At 60.4% G+C, this 22209-nt stretch carries 26 protein-coding genes and 1 tRNA gene; 19 read left to right on the top strand and 8 right to left on the bottom strand.

Annotated features, from left to right (window positions below):
• Positions 1-13 precede the first annotated feature (13 nt).
• Genes F3H95_RS08280 through F3H95_RS08245 form a run of 8 tightly spaced genes read left to right on the top strand, consistent with a single transcriptional unit; the run spans position 14 to position 6046 of the window.
• Positions 14-505, top strand: a complete 492-nt coding sequence (locus F3H95_RS08280) for a phage GP46 family protein (protein WP_244617921.1) — start codon at positions 14-16, stop codon at positions 503-505.
• Between the two features lie 41 nt (positions 506-546).
• Positions 547-1644 carry a baseplate J/gp47 family protein gene (locus F3H95_RS08275; protein WP_244617920.1) on the top strand — a complete coding sequence of 366 codons (1098 nt, stop codon included), beginning with the start codon at positions 547-549 and terminating at the stop codon, positions 1642-1644.
• Positions 1645-1654: 10 nt separating this feature from the next.
• Positions 1655-2251: a putative phage tail protein gene (locus tag F3H95_RS08270; RefSeq protein ID WP_149745531.1), complete on the top strand. Its 597-nt coding sequence runs from the start codon at positions 1655-1657 to the stop codon at positions 2249-2251.
• Positions 2251-3051 (top strand): hypothetical protein, encoded by an 801-nt coding sequence (locus F3H95_RS08265; protein ID WP_149745530.1) that lies wholly within the window; start codon positions 2251-2253, stop codon positions 3049-3051. The genes F3H95_RS08270 and F3H95_RS08265 overlap by 1 nt, the downstream gene beginning before the upstream one ends.
• Before the next feature lies 1 nt (position 3052).
• The gene (locus F3H95_RS08260) at positions 3053-3604 is read left to right on the top strand and encodes a DUF4376 domain-containing protein (protein ID WP_149745529.1); all 552 of its coding nucleotides are present in this window, start codon (positions 3053-3055) and stop codon (positions 3602-3604) included.
• Between the two features lie 32 nt (positions 3605-3636).
• On the top strand, positions 3637-3891 hold the full coding sequence (locus tag F3H95_RS08255) for a hypothetical protein (protein WP_149745528.1): 255 nt from the start codon (positions 3637-3639) through the stop codon (positions 3889-3891).
• Complete coding sequence (locus F3H95_RS08250) at positions 3888-4085, top strand: hypothetical protein (protein ID WP_149745527.1); 198 nt, start codon at positions 3888-3890, stop codon at positions 4083-4085. The genes F3H95_RS08255 and F3H95_RS08250 overlap by 4 nt, the downstream gene beginning before the upstream one ends.
• Positions 4085-6046, top strand: coding sequence for a hypothetical protein (locus F3H95_RS08245; protein ID WP_149745526.1), 1962 nt, complete (start codon positions 4085-4087; stop codon positions 6044-6046). The genes F3H95_RS08250 and F3H95_RS08245 overlap by 1 nt, the downstream gene beginning before the upstream one ends.
• A 69-nt stretch (positions 6047-6115) precedes the next feature.
• Here the strand turns inward: F3H95_RS08245 and F3H95_RS08240 are convergent, their stop codons facing one another.
• From F3H95_RS08240 to F3H95_RS08230, 3 genes are all read right to left on the bottom strand, one after another.
• Positions 6116-6964 carry a tyrosine-type recombinase/integrase gene (locus tag F3H95_RS08240; RefSeq protein ID WP_188134322.1) on the bottom strand — a complete coding sequence of 283 codons (849 nt, stop codon included), beginning with the start codon at positions 6962-6964 and terminating at the stop codon, positions 6116-6118.
• A 1035-nt stretch (positions 6965-7999) separates the two neighbouring features.
• The gene (locus tag F3H95_RS08235) at positions 8000-8317 is read right to left on the bottom strand and encodes a hypothetical protein (RefSeq protein WP_149745524.1); all 318 of its coding nucleotides are present in this window, start codon (positions 8315-8317) and stop codon (positions 8000-8002) included.
• Complete coding sequence (locus F3H95_RS08230) at positions 8314-8667, bottom strand: hypothetical protein (protein WP_149745523.1); 354 nt, start codon at positions 8665-8667, stop codon at positions 8314-8316. Before F3H95_RS08230 ends, F3H95_RS08235 begins: the two co-directional genes overlap by 4 nt.
• A gap of 129 nt (positions 8668-8796) precedes the next feature.
• Here F3H95_RS08230 and F3H95_RS08225 point away from each other — a divergent pair, with 129 nt between their 5' ends.
• From F3H95_RS08225 to F3H95_RS08185, 9 genes are all read left to right on the top strand, one after another.
• Complete coding sequence (locus F3H95_RS08225) at positions 8797-8991, top strand: hypothetical protein (protein WP_149745522.1); 195 nt, start codon at positions 8797-8799, stop codon at positions 8989-8991.
• Positions 8992-9063: 72 nt separating this feature from the next.
• Positions 9064-10443, top strand: coding sequence for a ParB N-terminal domain-containing protein (locus F3H95_RS08220; protein WP_244617943.1), 1380 nt, complete (start codon positions 9064-9066; stop codon positions 10441-10443).
• Between the two features lie 68 nt (positions 10444-10511).
• On the top strand, positions 10512-10751 hold the full coding sequence (locus F3H95_RS08215) for a hypothetical protein (protein ID WP_149745520.1): 240 nt from the start codon (positions 10512-10514) through the stop codon (positions 10749-10751).
• Positions 10752-10768: 17 nt separating this feature from the next.
• Entirely contained in the window at positions 10769-11272 is a 504-nt protein-coding gene (locus F3H95_RS08210) for a phage virion morphogenesis protein (RefSeq protein ID WP_149745519.1), read from the top strand.
• A gap of 214 nt (positions 11273-11486) precedes the next feature.
• The gene (locus F3H95_RS08205; RefSeq protein WP_149745518.1) at positions 11487-12377 is read left to right on the top strand and encodes a Mu-like prophage major head subunit gpT family protein; all 891 of its coding nucleotides are present in this window, start codon (positions 11487-11489) and stop codon (positions 12375-12377) included.
• A gap of 146 nt (positions 12378-12523) precedes the next feature.
• Complete coding sequence (locus F3H95_RS08200) at positions 12524-14719, top strand: phage tail tape measure protein (protein WP_149745517.1); 2196 nt, start codon at positions 12524-12526, stop codon at positions 14717-14719.
• A 95-nt stretch (positions 14720-14814) separates the two neighbouring features.
• Entirely contained in the window at positions 14815-15216 is a 402-nt protein-coding gene (locus F3H95_RS08195; RefSeq protein WP_244617919.1) for a hypothetical protein, read from the top strand.
• Positions 15173-15589, top strand: a complete 417-nt coding sequence (locus F3H95_RS08190) for a hypothetical protein (RefSeq protein ID WP_244617918.1) — start codon at positions 15173-15175, stop codon at positions 15587-15589. The genes F3H95_RS08195 and F3H95_RS08190 overlap by 44 nt, the downstream gene beginning before the upstream one ends.
• The gene (locus F3H95_RS08185) at positions 15576-15881 is read left to right on the top strand and encodes a hypothetical protein (RefSeq protein ID WP_149745516.1); all 306 of its coding nucleotides are present in this window, start codon (positions 15576-15578) and stop codon (positions 15879-15881) included. The genes F3H95_RS08190 and F3H95_RS08185 overlap by 14 nt, the downstream gene beginning before the upstream one ends.
• A 132-nt stretch (positions 15882-16013) precedes the next feature.
• Here F3H95_RS08185 and F3H95_RS08180 read toward each other — a convergent pair.
• Positions 16014-16089: transfer RNA gene (locus tag F3H95_RS08180), tRNA-Ile, on the bottom strand.
• 196 nt (positions 16090-16285) lie between these two features.
• Here F3H95_RS08180 and F3H95_RS08175 point away from each other — a divergent pair.
• Positions 16286-17062, top strand: a complete 777-nt coding sequence (locus tag F3H95_RS08175; protein WP_244617917.1) for an SIMPL domain-containing protein — start codon at positions 16286-16288, stop codon at positions 17060-17062.
• Between the two features lie 359 nt (positions 17063-17421).
• Here F3H95_RS08175 and F3H95_RS08170 read toward each other — a convergent pair whose 3' ends face one another.
• From F3H95_RS08170 to F3H95_RS08160, 3 genes are all read right to left on the bottom strand, one after another.
• Positions 17422-17757, bottom strand: coding sequence for a hypothetical protein (locus F3H95_RS08170; RefSeq protein WP_149745515.1), 336 nt, complete (start codon positions 17755-17757; stop codon positions 17422-17424).
• A gap of 117 nt (positions 17758-17874) precedes the next feature.
• Positions 17875-18297, bottom strand: coding sequence for a secondary thiamine-phosphate synthase enzyme YjbQ (locus F3H95_RS08165; RefSeq protein WP_143125760.1), 423 nt, complete (start codon positions 18295-18297; stop codon positions 17875-17877).
• Between the two features lie 31 nt (positions 18298-18328).
• Positions 18329-19372, bottom strand: a complete 1044-nt coding sequence (locus F3H95_RS08160; protein ID WP_149745514.1) for a DUF930 domain-containing protein — start codon at positions 19370-19372, stop codon at positions 18329-18331.
• Positions 19373-19697: 325 nt separating this feature from the next.
• Between F3H95_RS08160 and F3H95_RS08155 the strand changes: the two genes are divergently transcribed.
• Positions 19698-19937 carry a DUF2798 domain-containing protein gene (locus tag F3H95_RS08155; protein ID WP_149745513.1) on the top strand — a complete coding sequence of 80 codons (240 nt, stop codon included), beginning with the start codon at positions 19698-19700 and terminating at the stop codon, positions 19935-19937.
• 81 nt (positions 19938-20018) lie between these two features.
• Here F3H95_RS08155 and rpoD read toward each other — a convergent pair whose 3' ends face one another.
• Entirely contained in the window at positions 20019-22067 is a 2049-nt protein-coding gene (rpoD, locus tag F3H95_RS08150) for an RNA polymerase sigma factor RpoD (RefSeq protein ID WP_143125763.1), read from the bottom strand.
• Positions 22068-22209: the final 142 nt, after the last annotated feature.

The following is a 22209-nucleotide window of genomic DNA, read 5'->3' as shown; positions in this document are numbered from 1 at the left end:
CTGGGCATGATCTATGACGCGCGCGCGCGATAGCTTCGCCGCCATGTTTCTGGATCTTGGCCTCACCTTTGACACGACATCCCGCCAGTGCGATCTCGCGCTTGGCGACGATGGCGATCTGGTGCTCGACACGACGCCCGTGCCGGCCATGCTGGTGTCAATCGGCCTCGATCGGCGCGCGGATCCGGATGACGACCTGCCCGAAGGACGATCCCAGTTCCTGAGCCCCGCCAGCTTTTCAGAGCGGCGGGGCGCCATCATTGATGCGCTGAATGCCGGGTTTGCCAAGGCCGGCAGCCGGCTCTGGCTGCTGGACCGCGCCAAGCAGACCGAGGCGACGCGCCAGCTGTGCGAATACTGGCTGGCGGAGGCACTCGGCTGGGCGGAAGGTGAGACCGGACAGGCTGCCAAAATCGAGGTGTGGTGGGAGCGGCCGGGCCTGCTGGCATTCCGGGTTGAGGTGCAGGATGCGGCCGTGACGCTGTCAAAGCGGGTGGACGCCTGATGCCTTGGTCAATCCCGACAGCCAGGACGATCTTTGCGCGCATGGCCGCCTCCCTGGAGCAGCGGCTAATCGCGCTTCGACCGGATATCGAGGCGTCAAAGATCTCGCTTGCCGTTCGATCGGCCCAGGGCGTGATCTCCAACCTGCTTGCGCCAATTGCCAGCGAAATCCGCAGCATCCACGACCATCAGGCGTGGTGGGGGCGGCAATACATGCCGGATAGCGCAGATGACGAGGCGATAATCCTGCGGCATGCGGGCATCTGGGGCGTGGATCAGCGCGGCGCGCTGAAGGCGGTCGGGTCCGTTTTGATCGAAGGTGCTGCGGGCACTGTGCTGCCGTCCGACATCTTGCTGTCTGCCGGGTCCGGCCAGACCTATGTCACCAAGGCTGGCGGCACCATCGCGATCGGCGGCACGCTGACGGTGGCGGCCGAGGCCGTGACAGCCGGCAGCGCCGGCAATCTGGCATCGGGTGTGCTGCTGACGACAGTGGAGGCCTCGGTCGCGATCACGCGCGTCACCGTCGCCACGGCCTTTTCCGGCGGCGCGGATGCGCAGACGCCCGAGGAAATCAAGGCGGCCTATCTGACCCGCATCCGAACGCCAGCCATGGGCGGCGCCGCATCCGATTACCGTGATTGGGTGGCCGAGGTGGCGAACGTCTATGCGGTCGGCGTCGTTGAAGACTGGATCGGACGTGGATCGGTCGGCGTTGTGATCGTCATGAAGGATGATAACAGCGCGCCGCGCGTGGCCACGACCGAGGAGATCGATGCGATCAGCGCGCATCTGGGCATTCAGGGGAGCCAGACCGGCGTTCGGCCGGTGACGGCCCGCGTGGTGCCTGTCGCAGGCTCTCTGGTTACGGTCCCGATCTCTGTACGTCTGAGGCCGGACACGGCCGCCACGCGCGCGGCGGTAACGGCAGCCTATCAGCGTTTCGTGCTGACGATCGGCGATGAGGATGACGAGCAGAATGACAGCCCGATTGGCGCGACGATCGAGCCTTCGCGGATCTCGGAAGCAATCTCTGCCGCCAGCGGCGAGTATGCCCACGATCTGACGGTGCCGGCGGCGCGCTACACGCTCACCTCGTCTCAATGCCCCGTCGCGGGGCCTATCACCTGGCTGGATTGAGGTCGCGACGATGGCAAGACCCGTCTCCACAATCCTTAAAAGCCTGATTGGAAAGCTTGCAACGGGCTTTGCGCTCGGCCGCCGTGACGGAGTGCTTGACGCGCACCTGCAGGGCGTGGCCACGGCGCTGGCCGATGCCGAGGCGGGCGCAGAAGCGCTGATGACCGAGACAGATCCGCGCTCGGCCGACAAGCTGCTGGCTGATTTCGAGCGCTGCCTCGGTCCCGACCCGTGCGGGCGCGACCGGGCGGCGCTGACCGTGGAGCAGAGGCGCAAGTTGGCGCATCAGCGGTGGACAGCTCGGGGCGGACAGAGCATCCCATTTTTCATCTCGATCGCGCGGGCGCTGGGCGTCGAGATCACCATCGACGAGTTCTGGCCGAGCCGCGCCGGGGGGTTGCGGGCCGGGCAGCGACTGCGCCCCGAGGGCTGCCAGTTCGTGTGGCGCGTCAATATTCCTGGCCTCGTCACGGTCATCAATTTTCGGGCCGGCATCAGTCGGGCCGGGCAGCGCCTGGGTTCCTTCGAGCTGTCCTCGATCGAGTGCGAGCTGCGACGCCTGAAGCCCGCCCATACCCACATCGTTTTCAGCTATGGAGAGGCCTGATGGATCGCATCAATGGTGCCGACACGATTGACATCGGCTCCGGCCGGCGCGGCTTTCGCGATGAGAACCTGGTGGCCGGCCAGTCTGGCACCGAGGTGACCGCCGCCTTCCTGAATAGTCTTCAGGAAGAGATCATGGCCGTGATCGAGGCCTCCGGCCTGGCGGCAGACAGCGCGACATGGCAGCAGCTGGTGCGATCGGTGCGCGGCCAGAAGCTGAATTACTTCGTGGGCGCCGGCACGGCCAATGCGTTGACGATCACGCCACTACCGGCGTTCGCAGCACTCTCCGATCTCGTGGGCGTGCCGTTGCGCGTAAAGTCGCCCGCTGAAAACACGGGAGCCGCGACGCTCACGGTCAACGGGCTCGGTGCCATTGCCATCCGCCGCGTGGATGGGTCGGCGGATCTATTACCAGGCGACATTCGCGCCGGCATCAACACCTTTATTTATGACGGCGCCGTGTTTCGGCTGATGGAGGCGCGATCGGTTCCCGCAGTGGCATCGGGCAGCGGCTACATCGATCTTGGGGGCGGTGTGGTGCTCCAGTGGGGCTCAGGGGTGACGACGGCAGGCACCGCGACAATCACCTGGCCCACCGCTTTTGCGTCTGGCGGCCCCTGGAGCGTGGTGGCCGTGGATAGCGGAGGCGTGGCCTGGAGCAACACCAACGCAACATTCATCGCCGTCGCCGCGCGATCGGCCACGGCAGGCACATTCAGGAGCATCAACTGGAACGGGAGCACCATGGCGCTGATATCGGCTGCATTCAACTACCTCGCCGTAGGACCAAGGGGCTGAGATGAAGTACTCACCGAGCACCCAAGGCTTTTATCAGGATAATGCACCAAGCGACGCCATTCAGGTGTCGGATGATCGATATGCGGATCTCATGTCTGGTCAGGCGCAAGGCATGCAAATCGTGCCTGGAAATGACGGTGCGCCAAGTCTTGCTTTGCCGCAGCTTTCCGCAGAGCAGATGGCGGCGGCCGTCGACATAGAACGTGATCGGCGGATTGCCGCCGGCTTTGCTTTTGGCGGAGTGGTCTACCAGTCTCGCGCCGAAGACCGTGAAAATATCGCTGGCGCAAAGTCGGCAGCGACCGATGCCATCGCGCTGGGCGCTGCAGCCGGCGACATCTCCTGGCAGCAGCTGCTCGATCCGTCCGCGCCTTCTGAATTTGCCTGGATTGCCGCCGACAATAGTTTGCACACGATGGATGCGCAGACCGTGGTGCAGCTCGGCTATGCGGCGCTGCGACACAAGCAGGGACTGATATTTTTGGCGCGCAGGCTGAAGGATCTGGACCCGATCCCCTCCGATTTCACCGATGACAGGTACTGGCAGGCCTGAGCCGCCGGAAAGGACTTTTGATGCCTCTTCGCTTGGATACGACCGCTGCCTCTGCACAGGGCACATCTTTTTCGCCGGCCGAGATTTTCTTTGTGCAGGTTGACGGTGGAGCGGACCAGACCGTTTTTGATGTGCTGGCCCGCGTGGATGCTGGTGCCGTCTGGCAAGTCATCGACAGCCTTGGCGCCAATGAGCGCATTGGCCGCTATGCGCCGTTCCCGTTTGTTCGGATCGACGTGCGCGGCAACACGGCCGGCAATTCGGCGAAGGCCTGGAGCAGCGTATGAGCAGGCTTCAAACCAAGCTTCCCCGGCTGATCGGGTATGCGGATCGGCCGCTGCTGCGAGGCATCGCGACGTCCAGGGCTGCCGGCCTCACCCTCGACGAGGGTGGTGGTGCCCCCAATGGCGCTCTGGCTTTTGCCGGATCCGCGCTGGCTTTTGCCGGCAAATACATCGTTTTCACAAAGGCAGCATCGTAATGGCAAAGATCGAAATAAATCCGGAAGACGCTCAATATGACGCTGCGGAAGTTGCGGATATCGTCGAGGCGCTGGCCGCCAGCGGGGTGGCTTCACTCGATGCGCTTCGACAGGCTGGATATCAGCCTGTCGCGTCGGGAGGGACTGCCCTCAGCAGCAACAACTCTCCGCAAAACACTCAGCTCAATCAGGTATCATATCGCAAGAAGCACACGCTTGCGGTTGACTGCAGCAACTTCATCCTCGTGTATGCCAATTACGGCACGGCGTCTCCCGGCATCATGGAGGCTGGTTATAGCCCCATCAATGTGACCGCTGCGATGGACAAGCTTGGCAGCACTGAGACTGCCAATGACGGCCACACGGTGCCGGTCGCTTTCAACGGGTCGCGGCGTGCACGTGTCGATCCCGGTTGCGTGCTTTTTTCTGACCCGGTTTTCCTGCCTCTCTCCAAAGGAGAGCGGTTCTATACCAAAACAGCCAGCGACACGTTTGCCGCCCCAGCGCCGGATGCGCCTGCTGTATCGGCCTCTGGTACGGGTGGGGCGCTGGCGGCGGGTGCCAGCTATCTGATTTCAGTCTGCTACATTTTTGCAGACGGAAGCGAGAGCCTTCTGTCGGCAGGATCGGTGGCGACTATCCCGGCTGGAGCTAGCACCGGCTCCATCACCGTCACGTCGCCAGCGGCTTATCCCGGGGCCATTGCGTACCGCGTTTGCATCGGATCGCGCAATGCGACAACTGGCGTACAGGCAAATTATGCCAAGGCGTGCCAGGAGGGGCTTGCCGCAATCGGGCAGCCGAAAACGATTATCCGCGAGCAGACCGCTGGCGCTCGCACGCGGCTGATCGGCGGCGCAGCAGGGCGTGCATCGGGCGGAGGTATCCGCGATGTCGGGGAGGTCGCCAGTCTCGGCGACCGCACTATCCCAGGCGCCACGCTAGATGTGTCGGCATCGCCCAATAACATCTATACCCCGCTCACAATTCTTGGCCGCCCCAAGCGTCCGTGTGCGTCTGTTGCCATCGTTGCGGACAGCAAGGGGGCTGGCACCGGAGATGGAGGTGTCGGCTACGGTGAGGGAGGCTTCATCGTTCGTGGCATCACGAACCGGCTGGACCTCAAAATGCAGGACCAGACGACACCGCTGTGCGGCTATATCCCCATGGGTCTCGGCGGTGAAAAGCTGGATGATTTCGTCAATTCGCTCGCCAGCTCTGTGCGCGATCGCACCCGGAACCGGCTTGCCGAGTTGGCTAACAACATCATTTCCAACTACGGCAACAACGACAAAGGGCTGGGCTTCGCGACGTTCCGGGCCAATCTGCTAAAGGCGGTTAGCTGGTATGCGCCGCGCGGCATCAAGTGGCATCAGATGACGCTGCCGCCGTCGACAAACACCACCGACGCATGGACCACTGTAGCCGGTCAGACAAAAGTCTCGACCGAGGCCACCCGTCTGCAAATCAATGCATGGCTGCGCGATACGGGACCGAGCGGATTTCGTCAGGAGAGCGGATATTTCGATCTGACCGGCGTGATCGAGACATGCAGTGCTGTCGAGGTCAATGCCTCCAATGTCAAGACATTGGATGGTGGCTATGTCATCGTGCCGGCCGGACGGCCAAGCATTACCGGTACTCTGACGGGTGTCACTGCCAAGTATGAATTCATTGACAGCAGCAAGGCTGGCTGGGTGGCTGACCTGTACAAGGGCTATTCCATCCGGTTTACGACCGGAGCCGCTGCGAACACAGCGGCCGGTGTTGTCTTTTATACGCGAGCGGATGGCACCATCAACGTCGATGCTGGCTGGTCTGCAACGCCAGCCGTGGGCGATGCCTACGAAATCACGTTTGTTGCTGCGATTGATGCCGCTCATGACAGCACATGGGCGCATATCGAAATCGGCAAGGTGATCCGCGACTACGTGCTGGCAGGCAATCTGCGGGTGTCGTGACGCCCCATCATCATCTGTACGTGCCGGCAGCCCGAAAATGCGTCTGCCGGCAGCTCTTTGAAAACCGCATCAGATTTCGTCGAAAGCATCCATAGCAAAGCGATCGGCGACCAGGCGTCCGGCATTCAGCCGTGGATGCACATAGGTCTCCAGAAAGACTGACGAGGATCGCCAGTCGCCTGCCGCCATTGTGGTGCGCACATCCATTCCAAGCTCGATCGCGCGCGTGGCAAAGGTGTGTCGCCCGCATGTATGCGGCGGCTTGTGCGGGATGCCGGCCCGACCACAGACGGCCCGGATGCGCTCATTGACGCTGTGGCGCGAGGTGTATCGGAAAACCCTGTCGCTGCCTTTGGCAGTGCCGCGCAGGTCCCGGAGCCGTGCAGCAACCTCGTCTGTCAAAAACCGCACGGAGTTGGTCGACGTCTTTGTCTTGAGCAACAGGGCCGTGCGAGCATTCAGGTCTACCTCGGACCACCGCAGCGCAATCGCCTCGCTGATCCGCGCGCCGCTTTGAGCCATGAAGAGCACTACGGCCGCCACATGGGGCAAGCCATCCTTGTCGCACTGCCTGGCGAAGGCATGCAGCCAGACCGGCGACGCTGGTTTCGGCCGAGCCGGTCGGTCTTGCTTGAAACGCCGCACGCGAATGAGCGGGCACCACCCACGGTCATAGCCGTGCATCATGACAGCTCTTGCCGGTGTGATGGCCTGCCTGTTGCGTGTGGCATTGCTGTGCGCGGGGTAAATGCTTTCCGCCATTTTGCGGATATCGAACGGGTGGATCGATGTCAGAGGCCGGCCGGCAAAATAGGCGACGATTGGCGGAATGTACCGAGCCTCGCCGCCATGAGCGAGATAACTCTCTGCTGCCTGCTCAAAGGTAGGTCCGGCTGGCCCAAAAGATGGGATCTCCATCTTGCTTCTCCATTTCACATTGAAGGGATTGGAGATGGGCCAGCATCTCAGCCTCACGGTGCCCGAGACCGATGATACCGTCAAAACCAAAGACCGCTTTTGGTTAGCGCGGTGTTTGAGAAATCGGTAAATTTGAAGCGGCTTTGAAAAGTATTGGAAAGACGTTTGAACGCCGCTCAAAACGCACATTTTGACAGGCTTTCCGGAAATTCCATTTTTCGGTTTTGGCTGTCAAAATTCCGGATGTTGTTTGACATAGATTTCCGGAAAACCGTCATTTCTCGTCATTTCGCGTCTTTTTCCGTCCAAGCATGTGTTTTTGCTGGATATTTTTGACCGTTTTCGGCGCTGTGCGGAAAAGCCATTTTGACAAAAAAGCCTCGAAATTTGCGCAAAAAACGCGGCTTCGGGCCATTTTTAAAAGTCTCTTTGAGAGGCTTTTGAAAAGCCTTTTAAAGGCCAGACGGAAGGACAAAAAAGCCCGCATTTCCGGGCTTTTTCAGACTTTGAGGATTTCCGCCGCAAAGTCTTCAAACCGTGCAAAAAATCGAGAAAAATCCAATTCTAACTTGCTAGTCGCTGGCATGTTCGCTTTTTCAGCGTAAAACCATGTGTTTTCAGTCGGATAGAGCGTGAATGCAGCATGCAAGAACTTTCCACCGTCGAGCGCTAACGGTCCACCAAATTATGATCCACAAGAGCAGTAGCCATCTGATCAACTGTGGGGCATGGGACGCCCGGCGGCAAGCGCTGGGGCAGCATGATCCACGCCTTCGCATAGTCTCTGGCGGCATCCGAACGGAGCAACCTCCAGTAGCAAAGAAGCCAAGCCGGAACGACATTGGAGGCGGGGTATTTGATGCGGGAAAGACGGGCAAGGGAACGCATGACAGAGGCCTTCGAACGGGTGTTGATGAGGCCTCAAAGGTTGTTCAAAAATCACCGGCAGTGAATGACGAAAGCGCAGCGGAAAACTGGCATGGAAAAGGGCGCCGCGACGGATCGCAGCGCCCCTGACCATACCGGACACAAATGCTATTTTTTCTTCGACTGGACAGCGCCACGCTGCTCGTCCTGGAGGAAGGTGAGCTTGTCCCTCGCCCATTCCTCCGCCTGTGCGCGATCCATTTTCTCCGCGCCGCCGCTTATCTTGCGAAGGGCGGCTTCGGTGCCGTCCAGGCGCTGGAATGCGGCATCGAACAGCCTGGAAAGACCAAAGGTGAAATTGCTGTCAACATCGCCATGATCGAGGGCGAGGCAGGAGCATTCGGCCAGGGTTTTCAGCATCGCCATCCCCTCTTCCAGATCTTCGCGAAGCTGATCGATTTCCTTCTTGTCCAGAGTGGCAGTCATGCGCTTGCCTCCTGTTTGGAGGCGGAGGGCTGTTTCGCATCCTGCACCGAGCCGGCCTGATCCAGCTTTGACCGTGTCTGCCGGATCGCCAACAGCCGCTGAAAAGCCTCGCGATCCGCCATGGCGTCACCGTAGATCACGCGAAGATCCTCCACGCGGCCACGGATAAGACCGTGGATACCGGCCACGATATCCTGATGAATGAAGCCTGTCTGGCTCAACGCGCCTTCCAGCATGAAGCAGATAGCCTCCAGTTCTCGCAATGTGTCGATGAACACATCGAAATCGAGTTGGAAGGTCTGCTGACCTTTGGGCGCAGTTGTGCTATCTGCGAAAGCAGCCTGTGGCATAAGGGCCTCCTTTGCCGTTTGGTTAGGCCCTCGCTGGTGCTGGTAACACCCGCTTGGGCCGCTTGAGTTTTGTATTCAACACCGTTATACATATCTAACAACGAAGATTTGTCAACGGTGTGTTATACAATGGCGCTTGAGGACGAGCGAAAATCAGAAGCCTTTGCAGTGCGGATGAGGCCGACAGTAAAGAAGGCTGGTGAACGAGCTGCTGCGCACGCTGGTGTGTCTTTGGCTGCGCTCATGGACGGGCTCTTGATCCAGTACCTAAAAGAACAGGGCTTCCTCACCGCGTCCGGAGAGTTTCCGAAAGGCGAAGAATGACCGGATCGGAACCGATGACCGCAATCATCTTAGCGGAGTTTCCACCACAGGAGATGACGCGGTTTGGCTGAAGTGATCGCGATACCCGTTGATCTGGTGCATGTGCCGGATGGATATGTCCGGCCGCATAACGAGGCTGCTGCAATGCTTCTGATGCGCCAGATGGAGAGCGACGGACAGAAGACGCCGATTGCCGTTTACAAGAGCACCGCACGTGGAGACAGGAAGCAGTTTACGCTGATTTACGGCGCAAGGAGGCTTTGGGCAGCGCAAAAGCTGGGATGGCCCACGATCAATGCGCTCTTGCGAACCAAGGATGAAGCCTCTAGTTTGGCCATCGCTGACAATCTGTCGCAGTCGGAGTTGAACGCTCTCGAAGCGGCGGAACACTTTTCGGCCTATCGCGAATGGTGGGAAGCAACTTTTGGAAAGATAGAACCGGGCCGCAGGAAGAAAAGCGGCCAAGATGGCCGGATTAATGCCGATTTAGATTTATCAAAAAAACCAAGCTTCTACAAAGACTTACTTGATAAATTCGGCATTTCCGAACGTGAGGGTCGTAGGCGTTACTCGATCCGTCTTCTGGAAAAATCGCTGAGAGACGCTATCCGTGGCACAGATTATGCCGATGATCAGACACGCTTGATCAAGCTGGCGAAGCTCGGACCTGAAAAGCAGAACCGTATAGCCGCAAAACTGCGCGAGAACCCTGACCTTGAAGCCGTCCTGCGCGAGCCTGACCCTGAAACCGGTCGCGAGCCGACCGGCCGCATGGAAACCGGAGACTGGCGGGAGAAGCAGTTTCGCGACGCCTGGGAGGCCATGCCGCGAGACCGCAGGGCTGCGGCGCTGGAGAAGATCGGCGCGATGCCGAAGCCGATTGACGTGATGCCGCACCTCAGTGTGACGGTCGGCGTTAGGTCGCCTCGCAACCGGTCGAAGCTGTGGGCAGCGATCGCCGATCCCATGGCATTGCGCGAACACATCAGCGTCGAAGACCAGCGCCTCTGGAAACAGGCAGAAACGACACGGCAGCTCCACTACACGCTCAATGCGATCAACAACATGGAGCGGAGCCTCAAGGTAAGTCACAAGGCTGAGGTGGCAAAGGAAAACGCGAAGAGATCCCGTAAGTCGAAGCCGGGGCCTAAGCCCCGGTCTCCCGAGGAGAAGCGGGTTACAAAGAAAATCAAGGCACTCGAAAAGTCGGGCGTTCTGAAGGAACTGGCAACGCTGCTGCTGGTGCGTTACCGCGCCGAAGGGTGGATCGTTCGAAACATTCACCGTCTGGACGAGGATCAGCAGCGGTATGTGATTTCTGAACTGCAACGAGACGAAGATCTGGATAGAATTGCCTGGGAAGTTGCGAAGATGCTTGATGAGATTGATGAGGTTTACGGCTCGGAAATTGATTTCGAAGCCGCCTCAAAGCCCATAGGCGGATTTTTATGACCTGTTGGGTGCCGCACATCATCTGGACTAAAAAACGCGCCTGACGGGCGAATTTGAGGGATATCGTTTTGGACACGCAGATCGACCTGAACACGCTTTCGAAGGAACAGCTTGTCTTCCTGGTACAGGTGCGCGGACAAGCGCTGCAAATGCATTGCGCTGCCGACGACAAGCTTATCGAGCGCGGCGAGCTTTCGCCACAGCGGGCAGAGGGCTTTACGAAAGCGAAGATCGACATAATGTCTGGCCTCATGGTGGCGGAGGAACAGATCCTTGCCGGGCATGAGAAGCCACCGCTTGCGAATTGAGGCTTGGAGATCAGTCTATGACCGGTGCGCCATTTTCGGTGACAGTGCAGGACAAGGAGGTACAAGCGGCGTTCCGCCAACTTGAAGGCGTGATGCGCAATACTACGCCGGTTATGAAAGCAATCGGCACGGGGCTGGTGGGTTCAACCCATCAGCGTTTTATCAGCGGCACCGATCCGGACGGCAACGCCTGGGCCGCACTCAATAAGCAATATGCCGAGACGAAGACAAAAACATACACCCTGGTTGAAAGCGGCCTGCTTCGGGACAGCATCAATAGCAGGGCATCTTCCAGCGAAGTTCGGGTTGGGCCTAACAAGGTTTACGCTGCCATTCATCAGTTTGGTGGCGAGATCAAGCCGAAAATCGCTTCGCACCTTGCTTTCAGAATTGGCGACCATTTTGTGAAAACCGATAGCGTGACAATTCCCGCTCGTCCCTATCTCGGAATTTCCAAGGAAGATGAGACAATGATTGCAGAGACCATATTCGCGCTGGTCGATCGATACATGCCGCGTTAATTTGGCGGGGTGCCGACCAGGAAGGACCGCCTACAGGCGGATTGGGATCAGGCGATTTCCGGCCCCCCGGCACACCCCATAGTCGCGGGCATGAAAAGCGGATGACTTCCGTGCGATTTTCAGGATGAATGCCGTTTCATGCCCTCCGTTATGGGCATGAACTCCCACCTTGATGTGCCGCATGGTGTCAGCAATTGACACTCAGGGCGGCAAAATGGATATCAACGCAAACACTCTTTCTTCCCTCTTCACGGGCATCAACGTTGCCTTCAACAAGGGGAAGGCCTCTCCCAAGACCTATCTCGACCTGGTCGCCATGCGCACCGTGTCTTCCACCAGTCAGGAAACCTACGCCTGGCTGGACGATCTTCCGGGCATTCGCGAATGGTTGGGTGATCGCGTTCTCCATACGCTTTCCCGCTCCCGGTACACGGTCGTCAATCGGAAGTTCGAGGAAACGATCACGATCCCGCGGGAGAAGATCGAAGATGATACCTATGGCATTTTCTCCCCTCTGGCAGCGCGCCTTGGCGAACAGACGGCGCTTTTCCCGGATCAGCTGGTCTTCGAACTGCTGAGCGACGGCACGTCCGAACGATGCTATGATGGGCAGTATTTCTTCGACACGGACCACAAGGCCTACAACGAGAGCAAGGAAGAGATTTCCGTTTCCAACTTTACGGCGGGAGACGGCGACGCCTGGTATCTGCTGGACTGCGGACAGGTGTTGAAGCCGATGCTCTTCCAGGAGCGGACGAGCTTCGACCTTCAGTCGCTCACCGCTCCCAACGATCCCTACGTCTTCATGAAGGACGAATATGTCTATGGCGTGCGCGGGCGTTGCAATGCCGGCTTCGGCCTGTGGCAGTTGGCGCATTGCTCCAGGTCAACCTTGAACAAGGCGAACTACATTTCCGCGCGGCTTTCCATGATGAACCTGCGCAAGATGGACGGCAAGCGTATGGGCATCACGCCGACGCATCTGATCGTTCCCCCAAATCTGGAGGATCCAGCACGCGCGCTGCTGAATGCCGAACTGGTGAACGGCGGCGAAACGAACACCTGGGCGCGCTCGGCGGAATTGATCGTCAGCCATCACATTTAAGGAATGTGATGGGGGCGTTTCCTGTTGCGCCCCTATCCAAGGCCCTCGTTGGTGAGCGGGGGCAAATCGGCCGCACTTGATGCGGTTGGGATGGCCCGGCGGCTCCACCACCGCCGGGCCATCTTCTTCAAAGGAAAGGGTGACGCATGGCAAACCGCAACATGGCCCTGGACGTGATCGTCCGCCTCAAGGACTTGCTGAGTTCGCCGCTGCGGCGTTTGCAGGCCTCCTTGAGTGGTATTGCCGATGTGGCCCGCAAGATCGGCGCGGTCGGTGCGGCGGTCGGGGCACTTTCCTTTTTGGGGCCTATCCAGGACGCTGCGGCGTTTCAGCAAAAGCTACTCGATATTTCTGTGACACAGGGCCTTGTGGGGCAAGAGGCCTTCAAGAACATTGCCGAGATGAAGGGGATGTACCAGGACCTTGCGCGGCAGGTGGGGATTTCCTCGCAGGACATCGCGGGCGCGGCCGGACAGATGATCGCGGCCGGTCTCGACAAGAGCCTTGTCGATGCATCCATCGGCAACATTGCCCGCACTGCGACCGCCGCCAATGCCGACATCAAGGATATCGCCAGTGTTGCCACGTCACTGATGCAGAGCTTGAAAGTTCCGGCCGGTGAGTTGGGGCAGGCCATGGACAAGCTCGTTGTGGGTGGCAAGCTCGGCTCCTTCGAATTGAAGGACATGGCGAAGTATTTCCCGGTTCTGACCGGACAGGTCGCGAAGCTCGGGGTAACTGGACAGGGTGCGACAACGCAGCTTGCCGCAATGTTGCAGGTTGCCCGCATGGGTACTTCCGACCCTGCGGAGGCGGCGAACAACCTCAATAATTTCCTGTCGAAGATCACATCGCAGGAGACGATCAAGAACTTCGAGAAGATGAACGTCGACATCATGGCGGTGATGCAGAACGCCGTGATCCAGGGCATCAGCCCGATTGAAGCGGTCATTCAGAAGATTTCCAAGCTGACGGGTGTATCCGGCAGCGAAGTCGAAGCCATGCTGAAGAAGGCCAAGGATAACGGCATTGAAGGCGCGGACGCCCTTGAGCAGGTGGGCAAACAGCTGACTGCCATTTCCGGCGCTGGCGCACTGAGCGGGCTTTTCTCGGACATGCAGGTGAACGGCTTCCTGATCCCGATGCTGGCGAACATGCAGAAGTACAAGTCGATCCGCGACGAGATCGCCAAGGCCGATGGATCGACCACGAGGAACGATACCAATACCCAGATGCAGGGCTTGAACAAGCAACTTACCATCTTCAAGGATCTCATGTCGCAGATCAGCGATGAGATCGGCTCGTCCTTTGGCGAGTGGCTTCCGACGCTGAATGAGGGTATCGGCAAGGCGCTGGATGCGTTCCGCGCGTTCAACAAGGAAACGGGTGGCTTCGGACGCCAGCTTCTTGTTGCCGGTGGCGGCGCTATTCTCGCGGCGGGAGCAATCGGCGCTCTCGGCATCGCGATCCCCATTATCACGGCCGGGTTTGCGGCGCTGTTTGCGCCTCTGCGGGCGATCACGGGCCTGATGCGAATGCTTTCGCGCTCCTCGGCTGGAGTTGGTGGGCTTGCCGACCAGCTCGGCCGCGTCAACGAGGCCGCGACCAAGGCGGCCGGGATCGGCAGGCCGTCCATGTGGTCCATGCTTTTCGGCGTCGGCAATGCCGCCTCGCTGGCGAGCGCCATCCCCAGCGACGCAAACGAGCTTCAGAAGTTCATGGACGGCAACAAAAAGCAGTGGGACGGCTACAACAACTGGCTGGAACAGAATGTCGGGACGCCACGCTCCTGGCTTGGCCTGGACAAGGCCAGCCCTGCCGGAAGCGCTTCACCGGCAGACCGGGCGACCATCGACCAGCAGCGCAAAGACCTGGCTGCCCTGACCAATGATTGGCCTTTTGCCGCACAGCAGGACATGCGGGAATTCATTGCGGCACTGTCATCCGGTGGTGTCGATGCGACTGCAAAGGCAGGCAATATCGGCCAGCAGATCAAGGATATGCTCCAGATCTCGGCCAGCCCGGACATTCAGACCGGCGAGATGCAGAAGGCATTTGATCTTGCCAAGGATCTTGCCGGGAAGCTTCGCGAGATCAACACCATTCAGGTGCGCCCCTCCATCGGCGCCGCCTCCAACGACAACGCCGCCGGCATTGCCGGGCGCTCGGCCTTGCCCGCTGTCCAGTCCGGCGTATCGGCAGCACAAGCCCCCGTCCAGATGCAGGGCAGCATGATGATCGGCCTCGATCCGGGATTGCGCATCGTCAACGCTGACAGCGGCGTCGATGGCGTCCGGGTGCAGTCAACCGCCAACACGGGCCGGGTGATCGGCCGAAATTGACACGCTTCCATGGGCCATACCTCCGGCCCATGGCGCCCCCGGCAGAAGCCGCCGCTCATGATCTGCCGGGGGCACTTTTCAGATGGAAGGATTTCATGGCAGGTGCGATGAACTCAATGGAGTATAAGACATCCGACATCGCGCAGGTGCTGCTTGACCTGCTTGGCGAGGATGACTTTTTCCGGCTGGTCGAAGCCCATGCCGGAATGCGTCTCTACATTCCGGCTGATCCTCATCGGTCTAGCCTGCCTGACGAGATCGGGCTAAGCGCAGCGCGGAAACTGGCGGGAGAGTACAGGGGCGGCTATATCAAGGTTCCTCTTGCTCGGCAATTTCGCGCACTCCGCTATCGCGAAGCGGGCTTGAGCAACAAGGAGGTAGCAAGGAGGCTTGGCCTGACGGAGACCGCTGTTGAAGATATCTTTAGCAAAGCAAGGAAGGATTTTCCGGATCGTGGGAAAAATCCGAAACCACGAGGTTTACGGCAGCGACATTGAACGGGAACTGATTGACCTTCTTGGTGAAGAAGGTTTCATCCGCTTGGTGGAAGCATTTGGAGGAACCCGGCTTTACGTCCCCATCCACAGCGAACGTTCATCACTCGGCACCTTGATTGGCCCTGAAAATGCCGCCCTGCTGAGTAAACGCTATGCAAGAATCTTCCTCAAGGTACCGGTATCGAAGACACTTCGCGCTATTCGTTATCGCGAGGCAGGACTTTCCAATCCGGATATTGCCACAAGGCTTGTCATTACTGAAAGCGCCGTCGAGCAGATTTTCCGGCGCGCTCGAAAAACAAACCCTGAACGCGGCAACCGTCCCCCGACTTGCATTGATAGAAGGCGGCGATTGTCCAATGAGAACGGTTGAAAAGTCCCGCGTTTCCAACGGGAGAAAAGCTCGGCGCAAAAAACGTTATGAAGCCCTTTTGAACGGACTTCCAAGGGTTCGCGAACCCGCCTCAAAGGGATTGCTTCTGAACGACGCAGAAGTTGCATTGTTCTGTGTTGAGCGGTTTGGAATATTGCCTATGGAAAAGATCGTTGCCGACTGCGCGGCGACCTTTGGCGAACAAAGAACGCCCTCCGTTCGATCGGCTTATCGCTTCTGGAAACGGCTTCGCGAAGCGCAGCAAATGCGCTTAGAAACAGGCGATACCTAAAAATCGGTTTTTCCGGTTTTGCGTGTCAAAATTCCGGAAATCGCTGACAAGCTACACCGGAAATCGGCGTCCGGCTACAAAGCTACACGCGTCAAGCTACATCCGCGTCAAGCTACAATGGTGAAATTGAGGTGGTGGGCCCGGAGGGACTCGAACCCCCAACCAAGCGGTTATGAGCCGCCGGCTCTAACCATTGAGCTACAGGCCCGGCCTTCCCGTCAGGAAGGTTGGAAGGATGCAATGGTTCATCGCTGCCATAAGGGTGGGCTCTAACGCAAAAAGAGCCAGCCGACAAGCCACTGCCGCATTGGCTTCATATTCTGCAGGCAGCAAGGGGCTGCAACCAGAAATGTCCCGTCATGCACTGCGTGCGCGCGGACTAAAAGATGCGGAGGATGAGCATGATGAACATCTCAAGACGGCGCAAGGGCATGGCCCTCTGCCTGGTTCTTGCCGGAAGTCTGGTGGCGCCGGCGGTGGCACTGTCACAGGCACCGCCCCCGCCCCCCGGTCCACCGCACGGCCCGCCGCAGCCCGCCGTCATCAGCGTCACCGGTCAGGGCATAGCACAAGTCGCGCCGGATATGGCGGTCGTGTCGCTGTCGGTCACGCGGCTGGCGGAAACGGCTGATGCGGCACTCGCGGCCAACAATGCCGCCATGCGCGAGGTGATGGCGGCGCTGAAGGCAGACGGTATTGCCGAGCGGGATATCCAGACCAGCGACTTTTCCATCTATCCACATTACAGCCAGCAGAGCAGCGACAGCAGCAACGAACCGTCACCGCCGAAGACCACCGGCTATCAGGTCACCAATGCATTGACGGTGAAGGTCCGCGACCTGCAGAAGTTGGGCGGCCTGCTGGATCGCTCGGTCAAGCTTGGTGTCAACCAGGGCGGCCAGATCAGCTTCACCAATGACGACACGAAGGTGCCGCTCACGCAAGCGCGCCGTCGCGCGGTGGAGGATGCCGTGGAAAAGGCGCGCACCCTGGCGGAGGCTGCCGGCGTCAAGCTGGGCCGCATTGTCTCGCTGGAGGAAAATGCAGATCTCCCGATGCCGATCCGGCCGGCGCCGATGATGCGCATGGCCATGGCAAAGGAGGCCGATTCCGTCCCCGTCTCCGGCGGCGAGAACACCTATACGGTCAACGTCTTCATGCGGTTCGAACTGGCCCCCTGACCCCCTCGCCTCCCGCCCGAGGCGGGAGGCGTTCCCTCGGGGGAGCGAAGCCGCACAAATGCGCCCGCTTCTGCCTGCTTCAAACGACAAAAGCCGCCGCTCACAAGCTAGGGGGGCGTGAGCGACGGCCTCTTCCGTCCATTGGGCGATGGAGCGGACCATGGCGCAGGTTCCGTCCGTGGCTGGCAGACAACCTGCAGGATTGGCGGCAACGGCTGCAAGGCCGCGTCAAGACCGGAGCGGGCCCTCACCCGTTCCGGCGCGATGTCATCAGGCACGCCACCGAAGAGATGAGCGGGAGCCATGTGCAGGGGCTCCCCCCTCTCTGCGGGTCCGTCTTTCGTCACGGGTGCGACAGATCAGCGGCGAATGACGGGGCAGCCGCGCACATTGGCGAAGACCACGCGATCGCGGCCACCGCGATCAAAACCTGCCACCACCACGACACGGCGGTTCACATCCACCACGCGGGCCCGGCGAAGGCCCATGCGGGAAGCCTTTTCCTGGGCAAACCAGGGAGAGCAACCTTCCCGCGGCGGTGGACGATGGTGGCGGGGGCCATCCCAACGACCGTCATCGCGCCACTGCACGTTCACCACCGGTCCTTCGGCTGCCGAAGCAGCGGACAGCGATCCCATCAGGCTGGATGCCGCGATCAGAGTGGCCAGAGCGGCCTTCGCAAGGAACTGCGTCATGGTTTTCCTTCCTCGTCTTTCATCCCGCCTTTGCGGGCGTTGAAGCAAAACCTAATGTCGCGGATCTGAATGTTAGCCGAACCTTTCGTTCAGGCATCGTTCAGGCTGGTGCACGCGTCAGGGCGAAAGGTGCAGCACCACCTCGCGCCGGTGCGGCCGGTCGCGGTGCTCGAACAGATAGATACCCTGCCATGTGCCAAGCGCCAGGCGACCACCCATCACGGGAATGCCGATGGAGGTGGCCGTCAGGGCCGCCTTTACATGCGCCGGCATGTCATCCGGCCCTTCGGTGGTATGCACCATCCAGCGCATGGAAGGCTCATTGCTCGGTGGCACGAGGCGACGGAAGAATTCGCCGAGATCACGCTGAACGTCGGGATCGGCATTTTCCTGGATCAGCAACGAGCAGGAGGTGTGGCGCACGAAGATGGTCAGCAGCCCCTCCGCCTGGCCTGCGGCATGCACGAAGGCGGCAGCCTGATCGCTGAACGCATAAAGCCCCTGGCCGCGCGTCGGGATGGAAATCACGGTCTGTGGCATGGCCGGCTCCTTTCTGGGACCAAGCAGAGTGTCAGAAACTGGGAAAGCCGCGTTCGCGCCATTCGCTGCGGGGAATGCTCCCCCCTACGGCATAGGAAAAAGCCTCCACCTCCGTGGCATCGGCATTCAGCGTGCAGAGAAAACTGACATTGTACCAGGCACCCCGCGCCCGGAACGCGCCGCGCGGCACGTTCATCACATTGGTGCCGGCCGGCAAGCGGAAGGCTGGCAGCAGTTCCGGCAGATAGGAGGGCGAACCGTGCAGCAGCTGCGCCTGCAGTTCGGAGGCGCAGAGCTGGCCGGCACGGTCGCCACGCGGAATTCCGGCCATGGCGGTGGAGGCCTTGGCATTGCCGGTCTTTTCCGTGGAATAGAGCCGCTTGACCGGTTTTGGCTCGGCCGTGGCGGTTTGCGTGGGGGCAACCGGGCGCGGCTGCGGCACCGCGACCTTTGACAGCAGCGTGATCTGCGGTGCGCCATCCTCCTCCGGAGCGGCCCCCTCTTCCGCATTCGCCTGGGCAGACAGCACGGGCGGGGCCGGCGGCTGGGCGGCGTCGGGTGCAGGCTCCGGCTCGGGCATCGGCGGCGTCGCCTCTGCCTCCGCCGGCTGTGGGGCCGGTTCCGGCTTCGCCTGCGTCTCGGGCTTCGGCGCCTCCTCAGCGGGCGCCTTGTCGCCATCGGCGCTGTTGCCTTCCACCGATTGCTGCGGGCCGGCGGCTTCCTCCCCGAACCGGAACACGGGCCGCAAGGTGGGCACCGGCGGTGATACGGGCTGCTGCGCCTCCGGCTTTGTCTCGGGCGGCGGCTCGGGTTTGGGTGGTTCCGGCTGCGGCGGATCGGGTTTCGGGGGGTCAGGCTTCGGCGGTTCAGGTTCCGGTGGTTCGGGCGGCGGCACGATCTCCACCGAAACGCTCTCTTCCGGCGGCGTCTGCAGGGGGCTGGACGGCAACTGAATGAGGAAGGGGAGAAGGATGGCAAAATGCAGAAGAAGGGAGGCCGCGACGATCCAGCCGCGACGCGACGCGCGGGCCGGCTTCGCCAGCGGCGCCTCTCCTGTCACCCCTTCCTCTGTCATCTCTTGCGGTGCGGCATCATCCTGCATGGTTCCGATGTAGGCGGGAATGGCGGCGGGATCGAGAGGCGCAAGCCATGAACCGGCAAAAAACTGCCGACACCCGAAGGGAGCCGGAAGGAAAGCGGCCCGGCGGAAGCCCATCGAAGGCTTGCCAGGTGCCGGCTTGTCCGCTATCCACACGGATGTCGATCGTCATCGACCGTAAGCGTCTCACGAGAAGCAACGCACCACCCTTCGGACCGTCACGGGGCGAAGGTGTCACGCACAATGCTGCGAGGTGCCCATGTTGTCTTCCGTGCCGCTCCTTCTCCCAAAGAGAAAATCCATGAAGATCAAGCGTCTTCCCGCCCGGACGGCAAGTCTACTCATGCCGTTCATCCTGTCCATCCTGATGACCTTCGTCGTCTCGGCCGTTGCCACGATGACGAATATGGGGCCGGCTCCCGGCTTCCTCGGCAAATGGATGTCCGCCTGGGGACTCTCCTGGCTGATCGCGTTCCCCACCCTGCTCCTGGCCCTGCCGCTGGCACGGAGCATCGTGCGTTCGCTCGTCGAGCGAGCATGAGGGACGCGGCCCTGCCCCTAAACAAAAAACCCGGCGGAACTGCTTCCGCCGGGTTCTGATTGTCTTCGATGCCTGATCGCCTCAGCTATCCAGGAAGCTGCGCAGCTTGCGGCTGCGGCTCGGATGCTTCAGCTTTCTGAGCGCCTTCGCCTCGATCTGGCGGATACGTTCGCGCGTAACGGAAAACTGCTGGCCGACTTCCTCCAGCGTGTGGTCCGTGTTCATGCCGATGCCAAAGCGCATGCGCAGAACACGTTCTTCACGCGGCGTCAGCGAGGCAAGCACGCGGGTGGTCGTTTCGCGCAAGTTCGCCTGAATGGCGGCGTCGATCGGCAGAAGCGCGTTCTTGTCCTCGATGAAATCGCCGAGGTGGCTGTCTTCCTCGTCGCCGACCGGCGTTTCGAGCGAGATCGGTTCCTTGGCGATCTTCAGGACCTTGCGCACCTTTTCGAGCGGCATGGCCAGCTTTTCGGCCAGCTCTTCCGGCGTCGGCTCGCGGCCGATTTCGTGCAGCATCTGGCGCGAGGTGCGGACGATCTTGTTGATCGTCTCGATCATGTGCACCGGAATGCGGATCGTGCGGGCCTGGTCGGCGATCGAGCGGGTGATCGCCTGCCGGATCCACCAGGTGGCATAGGTCGAGAACTTGTAGCCGCGGCGATACTCGAACTTGTCGACCGCCTTCATCAGGCCGATATTGCCTTCCTGGATGAGGTCGAGGAACTGCAGGCCGCGGTTGGTGTACTTCTTGGCGATCGAGATGACGAGACGCAGGTTGGCCTCAACCATTTCCTTCTTGGCGATGCGCGCCTCGCGCTCGCCCTTCTGCACCATGTGCACGATGCGGCGGAACTCGGTGACCGAAATGCCGGTTTCCGTTGCGAGATTCTGGATCTCCTGGCGGATGTCGCGAATCGTCTGGTTCTCGGCGCGCGCAAATTCCTTCCAGCCGCGGGCTGCGAGGTTGGAGATCGACTTCATCCAGTGCGGATCAAGCTCGGCGCCCTGATACTGCTCCAGGAAGCTGTCGCGCTTCACGCCATAGGATTCGGCGAGACGCAGCAGGCGACCCTCGTTCTGCACGAGGCGCTTGTTGATGTCGTAGAGCTGCTCGACAAGGCTGTCGATACGGTTCTGATTGAGCGACAGCGACTTCACCGCCGTGATCAGCTGGTCCTTCAGCTCCTTGTAGCGGCGCTCCTGGCCGGACGACAGCGTGCCGGTGCAGGAAAGGCGCGCCTCCACCTGCTGGTCCTGCAGCTTGCGAAGCTTCTTGTAGGTATCGGCAATGGTATCGAGCGTCTCCATCACCTGCGGGCGCAGTTCCGCTTCCATGGCGGCGAGAGACAGGCTCGATTCGTCATCGTCCTCCTCTTCCTCTTCCATGGGCGGCAGGTCGCCACCGACATTGGTGATGTCGTCCTCGCCGGCAGCCGCCCGCGGCTTGCGCGACTTTTCCTTTTCCTCGGCCGCCTTGCGGTCGGCCTCGATCTTTTCCGGGCTCTGGAACTGCGGGGCAGCCTTGGCTTCCGGACCGGAATAGGTGGTTTCGAGATCGATGATCTCGCGCAGCAGCGTCGTGCCTTCGTTCAGTTCGTCGCGCCAGATGATCAGCGCCTGGAAGGTCAGCGGGCTTTCACACAGACCCGCGATCATCGTTTCGCGGCCGGCCTCGATGCGCTTGGCAATCGCGATTTCGCCTTCGCGCGACAAAAGCTCGACGGACCCCATTTCGCGCAGATACATGCGCACCGGGTCGTCCGTGCGGTCGGTCGGTTCCTTCTTCTTGGCGGTCGCGACAGCGGTGCCGGCGGCAGGCGCCAGTTCGCCACCCTCGCTCTCGGCCTCGTCGTCGCCGTCGTCTTCGGCCGCCTGCTCCTCGACTTCCTCGTCCTCGACGACATTGATGCCCATGTCGGACAACATGGCCATCGTGTCCTCGATCTGCTCGGAGGTCACTTCTTCGGAAGGCAGCACCGCATTCAGCTCGTCCATCGTGACATAGCCACGCTTCTTGGCGAGCTTGATCATCTTCTTGACCGCGTCGTCGGAAAGATCGAGAAGCGGACCGTCCGTAGCGCCGTCGCGTTCGTTTTCAGCTTCTTCGTTTTCTTTGACTTTAGTTGCCATCTATTCGTCTTTCCTTGGACGTCATCCGCGGCGTTCTGCTGATCGGCACCCGCACCCTGCAGAGCGGACGCGATCCGAATCGCACTCAATCACGTACTGGCTGGACATTAAATCTCGCTTAACCAAGAAAGTGTTCCGGCCC

The organism is Rhizobium sp. RU35A (assembly GCF_900156005.1).
Classification (GTDB): Bacteria; Pseudomonadota; Alphaproteobacteria; order Rhizobiales; family Rhizobiaceae; genus Neorhizobium; species Neorhizobium straminoryzae.
This window is presented reverse-complemented; position numbering and strand designations above follow the sequence as displayed.